Here is an 18,218-nt window from a genome sequence, read left to right as displayed (position 1 = left end):
AACACAATACTAATCCCTTTTTCTGTCCGAAGAAGAAATAAAAGAAATAGGTATAAAAAGTGTTAAACTGTCTCATGCTGCTGTTTTGTTTGGCTAATGTAAAAAATTAAAGTATAGGTTTTACAAGACTTGGCAAAAAAAATTGCGGAATCGTTTTCGTGAACATCATAAAAGCAGTAATTCTTCGTTATACTTTTATTAATTATTACATTTGCTCCAAATATTACCTTTATGTCGATAGAAGTTCAAAATATTTCCAAAAGTTACGGTGCCCAAAAAGCATTAGATAATGTTTCGTTTTCCATTAAAAAAGGAGAAATCGTGGGTTTCTTGGGCCCGAATGGCGCCGGAAAATCTACTTTGATGAAAATTTTAACGACTTATATCAACGCCGATGAAGGTTCGGCTGCCGTAAATGGAAATGATGTCAATGAAGCTCAAATTCAGGTGCAAAAATCAGTAGGTTATTTGCCTGAACATAATCCGTTATACTTGGATTTATACGTTCGCGAATATTTAGCTTTCAATGCCGATGTGTATAAAGTAGCCAAATCGCGTATCGAAGAAGTCATTGAATTGACTGGTTTAACTCCGGAAAGTCATAAAAAAATAGGGCAATTGTCTAAAGGTTTCCGTCAACGTGTGGGTTTAGCCACTGCGCTACTTCACAATCCGGATGTTTTGATTTTAGACGAACCTACTACCGGACTCGACCCGAATCAATTGGTGGAAATCAGAAATGTGATTAAGAATGTTGGGAAAGACAAAACCGTTTTTCTTTCTACACATATCATGCAAGAAGTCGAAGCCATTTGCGACCGCGTCATCATCATTGACCATGGCAAAATTGTAACGGATAAAAAACTGGACAAACTGGTTTCGGAAGAAAAAGAGCAAATCATAGAAGTAGAATTTGACAAAGCCATTGACGCAGCTTTATTGGCCAATTTAGCCCACATCAAAACCTACAAAAATAGCGGTGACAACCTTTGGTTACTAACCTTCAACACCGAAGAAGACATGCGCCCAGAAGTATTTGACTTTGCCCAAGCCAACGGTTTGAAAACGTTACAAATCAGTTTGAAGAGTAAGAATTTGGAGCAGATTTTTAGGGAGAAAACTAAAAAATAGTATTCCCTAATTTACGGGTAAATTATATTGCCCTGATACAATTCGGCGACATTTACAATCGGCGGTACATTTTTCAGGATAATATTTCCGGTACTGTTCATCGTTCCGGTAATGCTTTGAATGGGTTTTAGCGTCATATCATTGGAACCGCGATGGTATACATAAATATTTTGGGCGATTAAGTTTTCTGCCTCTACTCTTCCATCACCAAAATAAAAATTAAAACTGCCGTTGTTGGTTTGCCCTGAAAGGTAAAAACGTGAGACATTATTGTTCTTTATGGTAAGACTTTCGTTATTGATATTAAGGATAAAATCACCGGTTCCGGCTCCAGTTTCGCCATCGGCATCTTTGTCAAAAGCTGTGAAGGTTAAGGCAGGAAAAGTTAACACACCATTAGAACTGATATTCCTGTCGGTTTTAGAATACACTTCTTCTAAGGTTGGCGTAGTGACTAAAATCTTGGTCGTACCGTAAGCCCGAACCCAATTGCAGCTGGCATCATCTTTAAAAATTAGTTGGTCACCGTTTTGAATCACCTGAACATTATCAATAAAATTTTCGCCGGCCACAATTTCCACTTTGTGCTCCAAACCTTGGGTGATGACCACTTCAATGCCTCGGTAGACTTTGATTTTTTTGAAAGCTTGCACTTCCACTTCTTTGGTTATGATGGCTCCGGTGCTTTCCACACAATCACTTGGTTTTTCACAAGCGTTCAGCATCCAAAACAACACTATCAATAAGGAAAACTTTTTCATGATGCTACTTTTATAATCGGTAACCAATACCAAACTCTAGGGCTTCTGCCAAAAACAAATGGGTTTTGATGGTAAAGCCACCGAAAATTTTCTTGGTGAAATAATATTTTATCCCAACCCTATCATAAATCGGAATGTCTTTTTTAAACGGTTGGTAAGCATAATATCCTACCTGTGCTTCCAGGGAAATTCGGTTAATCAACAATTCATGTCCGATAAAAACACCTACTCTTTTGTAATCGGTATTGGCGCTAATGTTGTCTTCGGGATAAGCCACGGAATAGTATTTAATGTATTCCTGAATGGATTTAGTCAAAAACAATTCGGCACCAAACTGCAACGCCGATTTTCGGTTCAAACGTTTATCGGCGTAAAAACCTATATGGTAAAAGGGAAATTGCCCACTGTTGATAATAGGATTTTCGTTGACTCCGGTGCGCAATACAAAATTATAATGAATCGGTTCCTTATAGCTTTGCTGAACTGTTGTAGTATCAACTTCTTGCATCAAATCCTCAGCAAAATTATAACTTACCCCTAAATTTAACACATAAGTATTGATGCCGCTGTTGGGCGATTTTACCCTTCCGTTAGAATAATGGGTGAATAAAATTCCGGCCTGCAACCCAATATTTTTGAACAAATTTTGGTTATCGTAAGCCAACCCGATATTGGTATTGCCCATAAACTTACTGCCAAAGGCCTTATTTTTGCTGTTTTCTGCTTTATCGTAAGGATTGGTAGTCAAAGCAATTCCTTGGGACAATTTGAGTTGCAAATGTCTTTTCAAAAAGTAAAAATTATACAACGCACCTACTGCATAATTCTGCCCAAGGGGTTGACTTTTAAAATCCTGATACAAAAAATAACCCCCATAATCCGGGTAATTATAGGCGCGATGCCATTCTTTAGAACCATCCGTTCTGTTGAGCAACGACACCACAAAACCTTTCGGATGACCGTTAACCAAATGGTACATGTCTTCGGTATGCGGTAAAATATTTCCCCTAAAAACCGAAGCTTCCACGGCAAATGAGGCATTATTTTGACCGAAAAGCGAAAAACTAAACAGTAAAAAAAGCAGGTAAATTTTTCTCATCCTAAAATTTAAAACGCACAAATATAACGGAATATCTTAAGGTTTGATATTAAGAGGAGAATGTCCGGTAGACATTCGGCATTTTTTTTTATTTAAAAGCAAATGGCTTGGCCTTTTTTGTTGGCCTTGTTCCCGCTTTTGGTGTTACCTCGAAGTTTCGGGGGTAACACTGTCAATCGGGGCTGGTTAGGATTTGTCTTTTGTGAAATCTGTTTAAAAAACTTCCTTGGCAATTGCCTTGATGTTCTCTGCTTTTCCCATAGAATAGTAATGCAACACAGGAATTCCGGCAGCCACCAATTCTTTGCTTTGGGCCACACACCAATCAATCCCAATTTGTTTTACCTCATCATTGTCTTTCGCTTTTACCACAGCCATGATTAAATCATCGGGTAATTCCAAACTGAATCGGTGCGGAATCAAGTTCAATTGTTTCTTAGTCGCAATCGGTTTCAATCCCGGAATGATCGGCACTGTGATTCCGGCGGCGCGACATTTGTCCACAAAATCAAAGAATTTTTTATTATCAAAAAACATTTGGGTAATAATATAATCCGCTCCATTCTTGATTTTTTGTTTCAAGAAATGGATATCGCTGTCCAAACTCGGCGCTTCCATGTGTTTCTCCGGATAACCGGCTACTCCAATGCAGAAATTAGTTTTGGCTGAATTTTTCAAATCTTCATCTAAATAAATTCCGTTGTTCAAATTGCTGATTTGTGTCACCAATTCGGTCGCATAAGCATTCCCTTCTTTCTCAGGATGAAAATAAGTTTCGGTTTTCAACGCATCGCCACGAAGCGCTACTACATTATCAATGCCTAGGAAATCCAAGTCGATTAATAAGTTTTCCGTATCTTCTTTGGTAAAACCACCACACAATATGTGCGGAATCGCATCGACATTGTATTTGTTTTGAATACCGGCACAAATCCCAACTGTCCCCGGACGCTTTTTTACAATTTTCTTTTGTAGCAAACCATTCGGTAATTCTTTGTATTCATATTCCTCCCGATGGTAAGTCACATCAATAAAAGGCGGATTGAATTCCATCAACGGATCAATGCTGTCAAAAATCGATTGGATGTTTTGCCCTTTCAAAGGCGGTAAAATCTCAAAAGAGAATAAGGGTTTGCCGTTGGCGTTTTCGATATGTTGGGTTACTTTCATGTCTGTTGTCTGTTATCAGTTGTCTGTTAAAAATCTGAAATCAAAAATCGTTAATCATCAATCTGCAATATTTGGACTTAACCATTTTGTAGCTACTTCAGTTGCTATTCCTCTTCTTTTGGCGTAATCTACCACTTGGTCTTCTTTGATTTTTCCGAGTCCGAAATACTTGCTTTCCGGATTCCCGAAATAATAACCCGAAACCGAAGCCGCCGGCCACATCGCCATGCTTTCTGTAAGCTTCACGCCTATTTCTTGTTCGACATTTAAAAGTTTCCAAATGGTGGGTTTCTCCAAATGATCCGGACACGCAGGATAACCCGGCGCCGGACGAATGCCTTTGTATTCTTCGTCAATCAAATCTTGGTTTGATAAAGATTCATCGGAAGCGTAGCCCCAAATTTCTTTACGGACTTTTAAGTGTAAATATTCTGCGAAAGCTTCGGCCAATCGGTCGCCTAGTGCTTTCACTAAAATCGAGTTGTAATCGTCTAATTGCTTTTCGAATTCGGCTGCTTTTTCATCGACACCGAAACCTGTGGTTACACAAAAACAACCAATGTAATCTTGCTTTCCGCTGTCTTTGGGTGCTACGAAATCGGCTAATGCTATGTTGGGTGCGCCGGCGGTTTTTTGGGATTGTTGTCTTAAAGTTAAAAATGTTGTCGGTTGTCGGTTGTCAGTTGTCGGTTGTACCAAAATGTCATCATCGTTAATAGTATTCGCAGGGAATATTCCAAGAATTCCTTTGGCGGTTAACCATTTTTCGGAAACGATTTGGTTAAGCATTTTTTGGGCATCTTCAAATAACGAAGTGGCTTGTTCACCCACTACCTCATCGGTCAAAATCGCAGGGTATTTTCCGAACAATTCCCACGAACTGAAAAACGGCGTCCAGTCAATAAAATCAACCAGTTCCGACAATTCCACTTCAATGGTTTTGGTTCCGATAAAGTTGGGTTTTACCGGATTGAAATTATCCCAATCCAATTGCAATTTGTTCTTGCGAGCATCTTCAATCGAATGGTAATTTTTATCTCTACTTCTATTCAAATACCCTTCTCGGAGTTTGTCGTATTCGGCACGAACGGTTTTGGCATATTCCACTTTGGTTTCCGCCTGAAGCAAATTGCTCGCCACCGTTACCGCTCGGGAAGCATCGTTCACATGCACAACGGTTTCTTTATATTCCGGCGCAATTTTCACCGCGGTATGAGCACGAGAAGTTGTGGCACCACCTATCATTATTGGAATTTTGATATTGAGTTTGTCCATTTCTTTGGCCAGATACACCATTTCATCTAGTGATGGTGTAATCAATCCGCTCAACCCAATGATATCAACGTTTTCACGAACAGCAGCTTCAATGATTTTTTCCGGCGGTACCATTACGCCTAAATCGACAATCTCGAAGTTGTTACAAGCCAAAACTACCGCTACTATATTTTTACCAATATCGTGTACATCTCCTTTTACAGTCGCCATCAAGACTTTTCCGGCTGAAGACGATTTTCCATCTTTCGAAGCTTCTATATAAGGCAGCAAATAAGCCACGGCTTTTTTCATCACACGGGCAGATTTGACTACTTGAGGTAAGAACATTTTTCCGCTTCCAAACAAATCGCCTACTACATTCATCCCGTTCATCAAATGGTTTTCGATGACTTCAATGGGCTTTTCTACTGACTGACGCGCTTCTTCGACATCTATTTCTATAAATTCATCTATTCCTTTGACTAATGAATGGGTTAATCGTTCTTGTACCGAACCGTTTCGCCATTCTTGAACTGCTTTTTCATTGGTTTTGAAATCGCCTTTAAAACTTTCGGCCAAATCCAATAATCTTTCGGTCGCGTCTTCTCTTCTGTTTAGTAAAACATCTTCTACATGTTCCAATAAAATCGGGTCGATTTCATCGTAAATCTCGAGCATTTCAGGATTTACGATGCCCATCGTCATGCCGTTTTTAATCGCATGATACAAGAACGCCGAATGCATCGCTTCACGCACTTTGTCATTCCCACGGAACGAAAATGAAACGTTGCTCACCCCACCGGAAACTCCGGCATAAGGAAGATTTTCTCGAATCCATTTGGTGGCTCTGAAAAAGTCTAAGGCGTTTAGTTTATGCTCTTCCATTCCCGTTGCTACCGGGAAAATATTCGGGTCGAAGATGATGTCTTCGGGTGGAAAATGCACTTCATTGACTAAAATATCATACGAACGTTTGCAGATTTCGATACGTCTCTCGTAGTTATCGGCCTGTCCTTCTTCGTCGAAAGCCATTACGATTACTGCTGCGCCGTATCTTTTAATCAATTTGGCGTGATGAATGAAAGCTTCTTTACCTTCTTTTAGGGAAATAGAATTCACGACACCCTTCCCTTGAATGACTTTCAAACCGGCTTCGATGATTTCCCATTTAGAGCTGTCAATCATCACCGGAACACGAGCAATATCGGGTTCGGCCGCAATTAGGTTTAAGAACTTAGTCATGGCATACACCCCATCCAACATTCCTTCGTCCATATTGACATCGATGATTTGGGCACCGCCTTCCACTTGGGCACGGGCAATATCGAGCGCTTCTTCGTATTTTTCTTCTTTAATTAAGCGAAGGAATTTACGGGAACCGGTTACGTTAGTTCTTTCACCTACGTTGATGAAATTACTTTCCGGGGTTACTATTAACGGTTCTAATCCGGATAATTTTAAATATTTTGCTTCCGCCATTATATCGTTTCTAAAATTTGTCTTGGTTTGAATTCTTTAGCTACCTCAGCGATGGCTTTGATGTGTTCCGGCGTGGTACCGCAACAGCCACCGATGATGTTGACTAAATTGTCTTGCAAATAGTCTTTAATCAGTGCTTGCATTTCCGTTGGTGTTTGGTCATATTGCCCGAAAGCATTGGGTAAGCCTGCATTGGGATGTGCTGAAATATTTAAAGTAGTATTGTGTGCTAGTCTTTTTAAATAGGGTTTCAATTGGTCGGCACCTAAAGCGCAATTGAATCCGATACTTAATAAGGGAATATGCGCGATAGAAATCAAAAACGCTTCCACCGTTTGACCGGAAAGTGTTCTTCCTGACGCATCGGTAATTGTTCCGGAAACCATTACGGGAATATCTAAATTGCGCTCTTCTTTTACCTCTTCGATGGCGAATAAAGCGGCTTTGGCGTTTAGTGTGTCGAAGATAGTTTCCACTAAAAGTACATCACAACCACCGTCGATTAACGCTTCTACTTGTTGTTTGTAAGCGATTCGCAAATCGTCAAAAGTCACAGCGCGAAAACCCGGATCATTGACATCGGGCGACATGCTGGCTGTTCGGTTGGTTGGCCCGATAGAACCGGCTACAAAACGCGGTCTGTCGGTGAATTCATCGGCTACTTCTCGGGCAATTTTGGCGGATTGGTAATTGAGTTCATACACCAAATCTTCCATGTGGTAATCGGCCATCCCGATGGTGGTTCCTGAGAAGGTGTTGGTTTCTACGATATCGGCACCGGCTTGAAAATACAAGCGGTGGACTTGTTTTACGGCTTCGGGTTGGGTGATGGAAAGCAAATCGTTGTTGCCTTTTAGCGGATGTGGAAAATCTTTGAAACGCTCGCCTCGGAAGTCTTCTTCGGAGAAGTTGTTGCGCTGCAGCATGGTTCCCATAGCGCCGTCTAGGACGAGGATTCTTTCTTTGATGGCTTGCTGTATTTTTGACATATTATTTTGGTTGTCGGTTATCGGTTATCAGTTGTCGGTTAGACTACTGACTCCAAAAAATCAATACATTTTACTTTTTAGCCCCGATTGCAGTAGCTACCATGTAGCACGGAAAGCGGGAATATGGACTGCAACAATGCGCAAGCCATTCGCTCAAGATACTGAAACAAGTTCAGCATTAATTATAGTATGTTATCGTGAAAGTGAGAAGAATTCTCGGGGTTATCTGCTCTCGATTAATTGAGATAGAATGTAGCACCTTCTTTTGGCAAAGGGTTGCTAAGCTTTCAACGGGTCTATTCCCTCCAGCTTTCGTGATAACGAACAATAAGTTTATGAACGCTGCAAAGTAATGACACAGAATTCACATTTGCAAGGGTTTTGGAAAAATAAAAACCTACAACGTTTTCGCGCTATAGGTTTTTGGGGTGAATGGTTGGCTAGTTATATTTGAATCGGTTTATAACCAAATCGCTTCTTTGATTTTGATTTTCTCGGCTACTTTGAGAATATCGGTCAAAACGCCACGAGCCGTAACTTGTTTTCCGGCTCCGGCGCCTTGAATGACGATTGGGATTTCGCCATAAGATTGGGTATAAATTTCGATTAGATTATCGGCACCTTTGAGTTGGCCTAAAGCCGAACTTCCGGGAACCGAAACCAGTTTAACTTCCAATTGCTTGGTTTTAACCTCCAATTCACCTACATAGCGCAAGACATGGTTATCGGCTTGGGTGATTTTGGCAATTTGGAAAGGTTTGTCAAACAATTGTTTGTTGACTGCATACTCAGATTTGGCGCTTTTTTCATTTAGGTTTGGCAGCAAAAGGGATTCAATTTTGATATCGGTGAATTCAAATTCTTGTTCGATTTCACGGGCGAGAATCAATAATTTTCTGGCTACATCGTGTCCGGATAAGTCGTCTCGAGAATCCGGTTCGGTGTAGCCGTTTTTCTCGGCATCGAGTAAGATTTTGGAAAACGGCAATTCTTCTGTAGAAAATCTATTAAAAATATAACTCAACGAACCCGAGAATACACCGCGGATTTTCGTGATTTCTTCACCTGAAAAGTGCAAATCGTTTATCGTTTGAACGACCGGCAAACCTGCACCAACATTGGTTTCGTATAAAAATGTTTTATCGTGTTTCTTGAGATTTCTTCTCAGTTCTTTGTAGAAATCGGTGTGCAATGTATTCGCTTTTTTATTGGCGGCGACAATATTGAAACCGTTTTGGATTAACGGAATGTAATTTTTGATGATGTCTTGACTCGCAGTGGCATCGACAGCTATCAGGTTTTCCAATTGTTGTTCTTGCACGTATTCGATGATGTCTTCGATTCTGAACGGAATGGCGGATTGGGCGAAATTGGCTTCCCATTGGTTTTTGAGCCCGTCTTTTTCGAAGAAGGCCAAAGTAGAATTGGTGATGATGGGAAATCTCAAATCGATATTCTTCTTCTCAAGAAAGAATTTTTGACTTTCAATAACTTGGTTGACTAAAGTACTACCGACATTGCCGATACCGAAAAGGACTATATTGATTCTAAGCGCTGACATAATTTTTTTGTTTTTGTTTGTTAAAAATGGGTGATAAAATTTGGGCTAATTGTTCGAATTCGATTAAAAAAGCGTCGTGTCCGTGGATGGATTTTATTTCGTGATAGAAGACATTTTCTTTTATCGGTTTTAAGTTTTCAACCGTTTCCCGATTTTCATCCGGAATAAAAAAATAATCTGTATCAACAGCGACTACGTGAATGTTTCCTTGAATGGCTTTGGCTACCGCCAAAAAATCACCTCTGTTCCGAGTAATATCATTGGTTTTGAGCAAATGATTCATCAATTTGTAAGCCGATAAACGAAAGCGATTTTTGAGTTTCACACCGTGATTGGCCAACCAATTCTCGATTTGAAACACTGAAGAATCATTGAATTTACTTCTTTGAAAGCGTTGGTTGATTGATTGGGGTGTTCGATACAATAACATAGCGTGCAATCTCGCATCGGCAATGGGATCATCGGAATTGTTCAATACTTGGTCTTGGATTAGGACATTGGCAATCACCCAATCGGTGGCTTTCCAATCGGTGGCAATTGGGATGAGATTTTGAACTGCATTTGGCTTTAACACTGTCATTTCCCAAGCTACTGCTCCGCCTAAACTTCCTCCGATCACCGCAAAAACTTGTTCGATTTTGAGGAAATCTAAACCTTCCCAAAAAATACGTGCCACATCGCGAATGGTAAAATCTTTGTAGGTTGAAATCAAATTCCCGAAGTTGTCATCATAGCCATTTCCCGGAATGTTGAACGCAATTACGGTGAAATGATTGGTATCAATGATTTTTTCTTCTCCTATTAAATCGTTCCACCATCCGTTTTCTCCGGTGACATTGGAGTTTCCGGTTAAAGCGTGATTGACTACCACAACCGGCGCTGTGCCGATGGCTTGACCAAATGTTTGATAGAATAACGGAATGTATGGGCGTTGTTTTCCGTTTTCTAAATCGAAATTAAACAAATCTATTTTTTCCAACTTTTTCATATTATTTTTTTAAAGTTTTTTAAAAGACTGCCTTCAAACTCAACCTTGAAGACAGTCTTAACAAACAAACAAACAACCCGAGGCATTTGAGATTAAGAAAAATTAATTAATCTGGAGCGCAGCGGAATAAAACCTAACCAATGGTTTTCTTTTACAGCGTTGTTGCTGTAGCTTCATATTCTTTAACCAACACCACTGAAACCGGCGTTGGATTGATCAAATTGTCCTGAACCGGACAACGGTTTTCAACGGTGATTAACCAATCCTTTAATTGGTCCAAAGTGGCATCAGATTTGGGCTTTACGGTTACTTCTATCGATTTAAATCCGGCTCTTTCATCGCTAATTTTTCCCTGGTATTTGTCTAAACTTAAGGTTCCCGAGATTTCAACTTGAAGTGATTTTAAATCGATGCCTTGTTCTTTGGCTACCAATTTCCCGACGGCATTGATGCAACCGGCATAACCGGCCAAAATGTATTCTATCGGACTTGGTCCTTCCAGTTCAGGAAATTGATCATTTTTACTAATTCTGATGTCGAAGTTTTGGGCTTTGACTACGAATTGATTGTTTTCTTTAGCATAGCCAATTATGTTTACGGTTTTTGTGCTCATGTTATACAGTTTGTGGGGTTTTAATTTTTACAAAGGCTTCTTTCAAATCGGCTTTCAAGTCGTCGATATTTTCTAAACCAACAGACAAACGGATTAAGTCTTTGGTTACTCCGGTTGACTCTTGTTCGGCGCCAGATAATTGTTGGTGCGTTGTGCTTGCCGGATGGATGATTAATGATTTAGTGTCTCCAATATTGGCTAGTAAAGAGAACAATTTGGTTTCATCGGCTACTTTCTTGGCTGCTTCAAATCCGCCTTTCAGACCGAAAGTTACGATGCCACTTTTGCCTTCCGGTAGGTATTCATCGGCTAAAGCTTTGTATTTTGAAGTTTCTAATCCGGGATAATTTACCCATGCTACTTCTTCTTGGGTTTGCAACCATTGGGCTAAGGCCAAAGCATTTTCGCTGTGTTTTTTGATTCTGATTGCCAAAGTTTCCAAGCCTTGAATCGTTTGGAACGCGTTGAACGGAGATAAAGCTGCCCCAAAATCGCGTAAGCCTTCGATTCTTACTTTGGCGATAAATGACGCTGCGCCCAAAGCTTCATAGTATTTCAAACCGTGATAACCGGCTGATGGTTCGGTAAATTCAGGGAATTTCCCATTGCTCCAGTCAAAGTTTCCGGCATCGATGATTACGCCTCCAAGTGAAGTTCCGTTTCCGGTAATGTATTTGGTTAGCGAGTGAATGACAATATCGGCACCGTGTTGAATTGGGTTTAACAAATAAGGCGTAGCGACTGTGTTGTCCACAATGAAAGGCACTTTAAACCCTTTGGCTTCTTTGGAAATGGCTTTCAAATCCAGCACATCCAGTTTAGGGTTGCCCAAACTTTCTGCGAAAAACGCTCTGGTGTTTTCTTGGGCGGCTTTGGTAAAGTTTTCAGGATTAGACGGATCTACGAAAGTAGTTGTGATACCCAATCTTGGTAAGGTTACGTTCAACAAATTGTAAGTTCCTCCGTAAAGACTATTCGACGCTACGATGTGGTCTCCCGCTTTTAGTAAGACCAACAAAGTGGTGGCGATGGCTGAAGTTCCCGATGCGGTAACCACGGCTCCGATTCCACCTTCGAGAGCGGCTAAGCGTTGTTCCAAAATGTCGTTAGTTGGATTGTTTAATCGCGTGTAGATGAATCCGGCTTCGGCTAGACCAAATAAGTTAGCGGCGTGGTCAGAATTGTTGAATACATACGAAGTCGTTTGGTAAATCGGAACGGCTCTGGTTCCTGCGTTTTTAGTAACGTCGTGTCCTGCGTGTAAGGCGTTGGTTGCGAATTTTTGTGTGCTCATGATTTTAAAATTTAATTGTTAGCTATTTAGATTATTAATTTTTGGGAATAAAAAAAGTCCTTTTGGATGGCTTACCAAAAGGACTTCTAGAGTATAAATATAAACTTCGATTAAGTCTTTCGCTTTTGGTAACAGGGCATGTCGATACAACAACACATCATCATGTGCATCATACGGTTGTTGTTCATCATATTTTTTGCTGTTACTTTCATTGCTTTATGCTGAACTCGTTTCAGCATCTGTTTTAAATTATTGTTTTTACTTTTCACTAGACTCTGAAATTATTTCAGAGTAAAAAAAAACCTCTGCGATTGTGCAGAGGTTTGATGGATATATTTTAAATTTAAAATTATGCCATAAGCGTCCTCTGCGGAGATTTCCACATCATGCGACACATATTGCAAATATTTAATTTCATTTTTTTCTTGATTTTTATCGGAACAAACTTCTGAATGTTTTTTCAATTGACCAAACAAAATTTGAAAATTTAACATTTGAAGTTTGGTTATATATATTTAAATACTACGTATTTAGATTTTAGAAAAAATCATAAATAAAATAAAAAAAGATAAATTGTTTTTTGTTTTCGAATTAGTCTTTATACATTTGCAACCGAAAAATAAGAGGAAAAATTTGAACTGATTGCAACCTCGTTAAAAAATGCTAAAGCAGAAACTCTTCTTTAGCTTTCATAGCAATCTCCTCTTTTTTCAGTTAAATTAATATTAAACTAAAATATAGTTATGGCTTATTTATTTACTTCGGAGTCGGTTAGTGAAGGACATCCGGATAAGGTGGCAGACCAAATTAGTGATGCGTTAATTGATAATTTTTTAGCCTTTGATGCTGAGTCGAAAGTGGCTTGTGAAACGTTGGTTACCACCGGTCAAGTAATTTTGGCTGGTGAAGTAAAATCGAGCACTTATCTTGACGTTCAACAAATTGCAAGAGAAGTAATCAAAAAAATCGGATACACTAAAAGTGAGTATATGTTTGATGCGGATTCATGTGGTATCCTTTCGGCCATTCACGAACAATCTGCTGACATCAATCAAGGGGTTGACAGAGCCAGCAAAGAAGAGCAAGGTGCTGGTGACCAAGGAATGATGTTTGGTTACGCTACAAATGAAACAGAGAACTATATGCCATTGGCTTTAGATTTGTCTCATGCTTTGTTAATCGAATTGGCTAACTTAAGAAGAGAAAACAACGAAATCAAATACCTTCGCCCGGATGCTAAATCGCAAGTGACTTTAGAGTATTCAGACGACAACAAACCGGTTAGAATTGACGCCATTGTAATTTCTACTCAGCATGATGATTTTGCGGCAGAAGCAGAAATGTTGGCTAAAATTAAAAGCGATTTGATTTCGATTTTGATTCCGAGAATTAAAGCCAAATACCCACAATACGCTCATTTATTCAATGACAATATTACTTACCACATCAACCCAACCGGAAAATTCGTTATTGGCGGACCACACGGAGATACCGGTTTGACCGGAAGAAAAATCATTGTGGATACTTATGGTGGAAAAGGTGCTCACGGTGGTGGTGCATTCTCCGGAAAAGATCCTTCAAAAGTAGACCGTTCTGCGGCTTATGCGACACGTCATATTGCTAAAAACTTAGTAGCGGCAGGATTGTGTGATGAGATTTTAGTACAAGTTTCTTATGCGATTGGAGTGGCAAAACCAACCTCTATCAACGTAAATACTTATGGCACTGCAAAAGTGAACATGACCGACGGTGAAATCAGCAAAGTGGTTGAAGGTATTTTTGACATGCGACCTTACTTTATTGAGCAACGTTTGAAATTGAGAAATCCAATTTACAGCGAAACCGCAGCTTACGGACACATGGGAAGAACACCGGAAACGGTTACTAAAACTTTCCAGTTGCCGAATGGTGCTCCGAAAACAGTAACGGTAGAGTTATTTACTTGGGAGAAATTAGACTTCGTTGATAATGTAAAATCGGCTTTCGGATTGTAATATTCTTGGCTAATTATCATAAAAAAACCCAACTCATGAGTTGGGTTTTTTGTTTTTTAGCCCCGATTGCAGCAAGTATCCTCGAAGAGATACTGCGGAAAGCGGGAAACAGCTACAAATTATACTTCAAACTCAACATTACATAGCGTGGTTGCACTCTGTATTGTGACGTTCTGGTTGAGAACTGCGAGAAGTTATCGTCATTTAAAGACGTTGTATTAAGTAAGTTGGTAGCCGAAATTTTATACTCCCATTTGCTGTCTTTGGTCTTTTGATAAATCAAACTCGCCGAAAGAAAATCGTATTCATTTTCTACTGATTTGTCTTCGTTGTAGTAGTGATAAAACTCGTATTCACTCACAAAGGAAAAACTTTTCAAGAAGAAATAATCCAATTTTACCGTTGGTCTGTCGGTGAAAAACGTATCATTCGGATAATCATTGATGGTATAACTGTAACCTAATTCGATATTCGGTAAGTTTTTAAAATTAGTCGATGCTCTTAAATTGTAGGTTTGGGTAAAACTTTCATTGGTTATCAAAATATCTTGGAATGTGGCTCTGTCAATTTGAATGTTATTGAATTTACTCCAATTCAAATTTACATTTAAAGAAGCCTTATAGTATTTAAAGAATGAGCGACCATAACTGCCGAAGAACGACAATGTCTCATCGGCAAACTCCGAGTTAAAAGGCGAAGACACTTGGTTTACATTGTCGAAGAACGCTCTGGTTTTGATGGCATCAACGGTGCGATTGTAACTTACTGCGGCCGAAATATTTTCAAAGTTGAACATATTGTATTTAAAATAACGCAAAGAATGCGATTGCTGAACAGCATTCTCCAACGTTCGGTTTCCGCTTGATAAACTGCTGTAATTATTCAAAACAAAACCTTCTGCTTGACGATTGATGTCGGTGAAATTATTGGTAAACGAAAAATTATAGGTTAACGTTTCCGCCTTTTTGATTTGGTATAACGCTAAGAAATCAGGTAGAATTCGAGTAAAGTTTTGCTTATAACTCGTTCCCAATTGCTCGTTATTCAAAGCATAAGTATGGAAACTCACTCCGGGCGTAAACGTAAATTTACCGGTTAACACTTTGTAATGCACTCCCAAAAAAGCATCATTAAAACGGTAAGTAACATTATTAGTATTAGTGGTATTGTCTAAATTATTTACGTTTCCGTTGTCTAAAACTTGGTACATGCTCGAGTTGAAACTTTGGTTCGAATAAGTATTCCCCAAAGTCACATTGATGTTGCTTTTTGGTGTTAGCATAAAATAATAATCGAGCTTACTGTCTAATTTGTTGGTTTTCACGAAACGATTTTGGCTCAAATCGGTTCTGTTTTGCGCGGTGTCATACCCCAAAATATTGCTCGGTGGCAAGACTGACGTAAACGGGTCAGATTGTAAATTGGCGTTATAAAAAGGATTCTCATCTTGGTACAAATGCTGAGATTCAAAAGCAAAAATATGCTTTTCGGCTGCAGTATAATAAAAACTCAAATTCTGATTCACTGTAACCGGATCTTGTTTTTTGGCAGTAAAAATATCTTCAGTAGTCGAATTGTTATCCTCATCAATGGTTTCTCTCAACAAGGAATTGTTCTCATCTTGTTTGGAAAATTTAGCCAAAATATCATAATCAAACTGGAAATTGGCATTCGGTTTATAACTTGAGCTTAGCTTGAACAAGCCCAAATTGCTTTTTTGGTGTGCAATCTCCGCTCTGTTTTCGGTGGAAGCCACTTCGGTAGAGGTTGGATCTAAAAAGTTAGTCGACGATACTGTTTCCAAATCGGTTATAGAAGAAGAAAGAATTCCGAAACCACTAATTGTCCATGATTTGGATGGATTATACGAAAAGTTGGTGGCTCCGAAATCGGTTTCTATTTCTTTAGCACGATTGTTTCTAAGCAATGAAATCCCTAAATCATTGGAAGACACATTAAAACTCGAACCACCTTTGGACATCATATTCCTGAATCCGCCGGTGAACTTGAAATAGTCTTGAATGGTCAGTGGCAATTCGCCTATATTATTAAAATTGGTAATAATATTGACGCTGTATTTCGGGCTGTAATAAAACAATTTCGGGTTGATATTGTAACGATCAAACTTGGTTTCGGGTTGAAAACCCCCGGCAGCAGTAACATCTCCAAACCAGAAATTCTTTTTTCCAGATTTCAGCTTGATGTTCATCGCCACATTGTCTTGATTGTTTTCTACACCTTTTAAGATAGAATTTTCATTAAAATTTCGCAATACCTGAACTTTGTCAATCGCATCAGCCGGAATATTTTTAACGCCTAATTTGGTATCACCATCAAAAAAATCTTTGCCTTCGACCATTAATTTGGTTACTTTTTTGCCTTCCACTTCTACTTCTCCATCGGCATTAACTTCTACTCCGGGCAATTTTTTTAATACATCTTCTAATTTTCGTTCGGTTCCGGTTTTAAACGAATCCGCATTATATACAATGGTATCGCCTTTGATAGAAACCGGCATTTCGCGGACGATTTCAACACCATCCAGCTCGATACCACCGCTTTCCATAGTAATGTTTTGGGTAATATTTTGCGTTTGCGTGGTAACCGTTATCTCTTTGTTTTGCATCCCGAGATAACTTAGTTTGATGGTATAAGTCGCATTGGTTTTAAGGTTCAAAACAAATTTTCCTTTATCGTTGGTAATGGCATAAGCGTCCATGGCTTTGGTGGCTTGGTTCATCGCCATGATGTTAGCCATTTCCAGCGGTGCTTTGGTATTGTCTTGAATGACTCCTTCGAATCTGATGGTTTGGGCTTTGGCTGTAGAGATAACCAAAAACAATAATAAGGAAAGTTTTTTCATGAAGTCGTTTTGAAATGAATGATGGTGTAGATTATCTTGACATTCTCATTTGGAAACCGCCACCGCGACCGCTGTTCATTTCCTGCATTTCCTCCATTTTTTTAATTACGATTTCGTCATATTCTTTTTGAGAAACCTCTTTGCCGTTACTTGGTGCTTTAATTTCTGCTTTGTCTTTTGGATTTAAAACAATTTTGGAACAAAGAATGGTTGTTTTCCCGTCATTCACTTCTAAAATCAATCCCGGCAAACCCCAGTAGCCTTCCGGACCTTGACTTACCGGAATTTCAGGCGTGTACCAAGCGGTAATAGTCACTTCTTTGGGCAATTCAATTTGATCCATGAAACTGGTTTTAGTGCCTTCTTTGGTTTCTTCTTTGGCTTTATCCTCTTTTTTTTCTTCCTCTTTTTTTGGACGGAAGTTTCTAAAATCAGTCTTACTCGCCGGAATTACCGTAGTAGCTTTGAAACAATTATAGCCGCCGATAACACGGGTTTCACCGGTCATTTGCCAATTATAAGTTCTCAAAGAATCTTTGACCAAAAATTCTTTGCCCATAAATTCTTTGTCTACCGTATATGTCTTGTCTTTTACATTTTTATAGTACGTTCCGCCGCCGCCCATAACAGAGCTCATCATTCTGAAACCACCTTGACCTTGGCCGGGTGTTTCCAATTTTTCTTCTTCTTTGTAAATGGAAGCCGATTTGTCAAAGTTTAGAAAAAAAGTTTTTTCAAACATCTTCTTCATGCGCTCTTCAATCATTTTCTGCATTTCGGGTGTTATTTCTTTGTTGCCTTCAAAACGAGATTTGAAATCAGCAGTACTGGTTTTTGATTCGTAAACGGCCATACCTTGAAAGTCTTTTTGGGCATGAGTCACTAAATAAGAGAAGACAAAAAACGAAGCGAATACAATTTTTTTCATTGTTTTTGGTTTTGTTACGACAAATATGACGAAAGTAATTGTAAAGTGTTACCAATGATTTGTTAAAAAATAAGTTGAGACCATTAAAATTAAC

Annotated in this window: 13 protein-coding genes and 1 riboswitch; of the genes, 2 read left to right on the top strand and 11 right to left on the bottom strand. The window is 39.2% G+C overall.

The window, feature by feature from the left end:
• Positions 1-231 precede the first annotated feature (231 nt).
• A complete protein-coding gene (gldA, locus tag P7V56_RS04665; protein ID WP_171220851.1) occupies positions 232-1,131 on the top strand; it encodes a gliding motility-associated ABC transporter ATP-binding subunit GldA in 900 nt (299 codons plus the stop codon).
• 11 nt (positions 1,132-1,142) lie between these two features.
• On the opposite strand, the gene P7V56_RS04660 is transcribed toward gldA, so the two are convergent.
• The 9 genes from P7V56_RS04660 to P7V56_RS04620 all read right to left on the bottom strand — a co-directional run bounded on the left by P7V56_RS04660 (position 1,143) and on the right by P7V56_RS04620 (position 12,339).
• A complete protein-coding gene (locus P7V56_RS04660; RefSeq protein WP_171220852.1) occupies positions 1,143-1,892 on the bottom strand; it encodes a head GIN domain-containing protein in 750 nt (249 codons plus the stop codon).
• A gap of 10 nt (positions 1,893-1,902) precedes the next feature.
• On the bottom strand, positions 1,903-2,991 hold the full coding sequence (locus tag P7V56_RS04655; protein ID WP_171220853.1) for an acyloxyacyl hydrolase: 1,089 nt from the start codon (positions 2,989-2,991) through the stop codon (positions 1,903-1,905).
• A gap of 213 nt (positions 2,992-3,204) precedes the next feature.
• Complete coding sequence (gene metF / locus P7V56_RS04650; protein WP_171220854.1) at positions 3,205-4,161, bottom strand: methylenetetrahydrofolate reductase [NAD(P)H]; 957 nt, start codon at positions 4,159-4,161, stop codon at positions 3,205-3,207.
• A gap of 57 nt (positions 4,162-4,218) precedes the next feature.
• Positions 4,219-6,894 (bottom strand): methionine synthase, encoded by a 2,676-nt coding sequence (gene metH, locus P7V56_RS04645; protein ID WP_171220855.1) that lies wholly within the window; start codon positions 6,892-6,894, stop codon positions 4,219-4,221.
• On the bottom strand, positions 6,894-7,883 hold the full coding sequence (locus P7V56_RS04640) for a homocysteine S-methyltransferase family protein (RefSeq protein ID WP_171220856.1): 990 nt from the start codon (positions 7,881-7,883) through the stop codon (positions 6,894-6,896). The genes metH and P7V56_RS04640 overlap by 1 nt, the downstream gene beginning before the upstream one ends.
• 219 nt (positions 7,884-8,102) lie before the next feature.
• Positions 8,103-8,207: riboswitch (SAM riboswitch) on the bottom strand.
• A gap of 136 nt (positions 8,208-8,343) precedes the next feature.
• Positions 8,344-9,444, bottom strand: a complete 1,101-nt coding sequence (locus P7V56_RS04635) for a homoserine dehydrogenase family protein (protein WP_171220857.1) — start codon at positions 9,442-9,444, stop codon at positions 8,344-8,346.
• The gene (locus P7V56_RS04630) at positions 9,431-10,432 is read right to left on the bottom strand and encodes an alpha/beta fold hydrolase (RefSeq protein WP_171220858.1); all 1,002 of its coding nucleotides are present in this window, start codon (positions 10,430-10,432) and stop codon (positions 9,431-9,433) included. The genes P7V56_RS04635 and P7V56_RS04630 overlap by 14 nt, the downstream gene beginning before the upstream one ends.
• Positions 10,433-10,583: 151 nt before the next feature.
• Positions 10,584-11,045: an OsmC family protein gene (locus tag P7V56_RS04625; protein ID WP_171220859.1), complete on the bottom strand. Its 462-nt coding sequence runs from the start codon at positions 11,043-11,045 to the stop codon at positions 10,584-10,586.
• Position 11,046: 1 nt separating this feature from the next.
• Complete coding sequence (locus P7V56_RS04620; protein WP_171220860.1) at positions 11,047-12,339, bottom strand: O-acetylhomoserine aminocarboxypropyltransferase/cysteine synthase family protein; 1,293 nt, start codon at positions 12,337-12,339, stop codon at positions 11,047-11,049.
• Between the two features lie 743 nt (positions 12,340-13,082).
• Here P7V56_RS04620 and metK point away from each other — a divergent pair.
• Positions 13,083-14,333 carry a methionine adenosyltransferase gene (metK, locus tag P7V56_RS04615; RefSeq protein ID WP_171220861.1) on the top strand — a complete coding sequence of 417 codons (1,251 nt, stop codon included), beginning with the start codon at positions 13,083-13,085 and terminating at the stop codon, positions 14,331-14,333.
• A 112-nt stretch (positions 14,334-14,445) separates the two neighbouring features.
• On the opposite strand, the gene P7V56_RS04610 is transcribed toward metK, so the two are convergent.
• Positions 14,446-17,196 carry a carboxypeptidase-like regulatory domain-containing protein gene (locus P7V56_RS04610; RefSeq protein ID WP_171220862.1) on the bottom strand — a complete coding sequence of 917 codons (2,751 nt, stop codon included), beginning with the start codon at positions 17,194-17,196 and terminating at the stop codon, positions 14,446-14,448.
• A 31-nt stretch (positions 17,197-17,227) separates the two neighbouring features.
• Entirely contained in the window at positions 17,228-18,124 is an 897-nt protein-coding gene (locus P7V56_RS04605) for a GLPGLI family protein (protein ID WP_171220863.1), read from the bottom strand.
• Positions 18,125-18,218 lie beyond the last annotated feature (94 nt).

Source organism: Flavobacterium sp. IMCC34852 (assembly GCF_030643905.1).
GTDB lineage: Bacteria > Bacteroidota > Bacteroidia > Flavobacteriales > Flavobacteriaceae > Flavobacterium > Flavobacterium rivulicola.
Note: the sequence above shows the minus strand (reverse complement) of the source record. Positions and strands in the feature narration are given on the sequence as shown.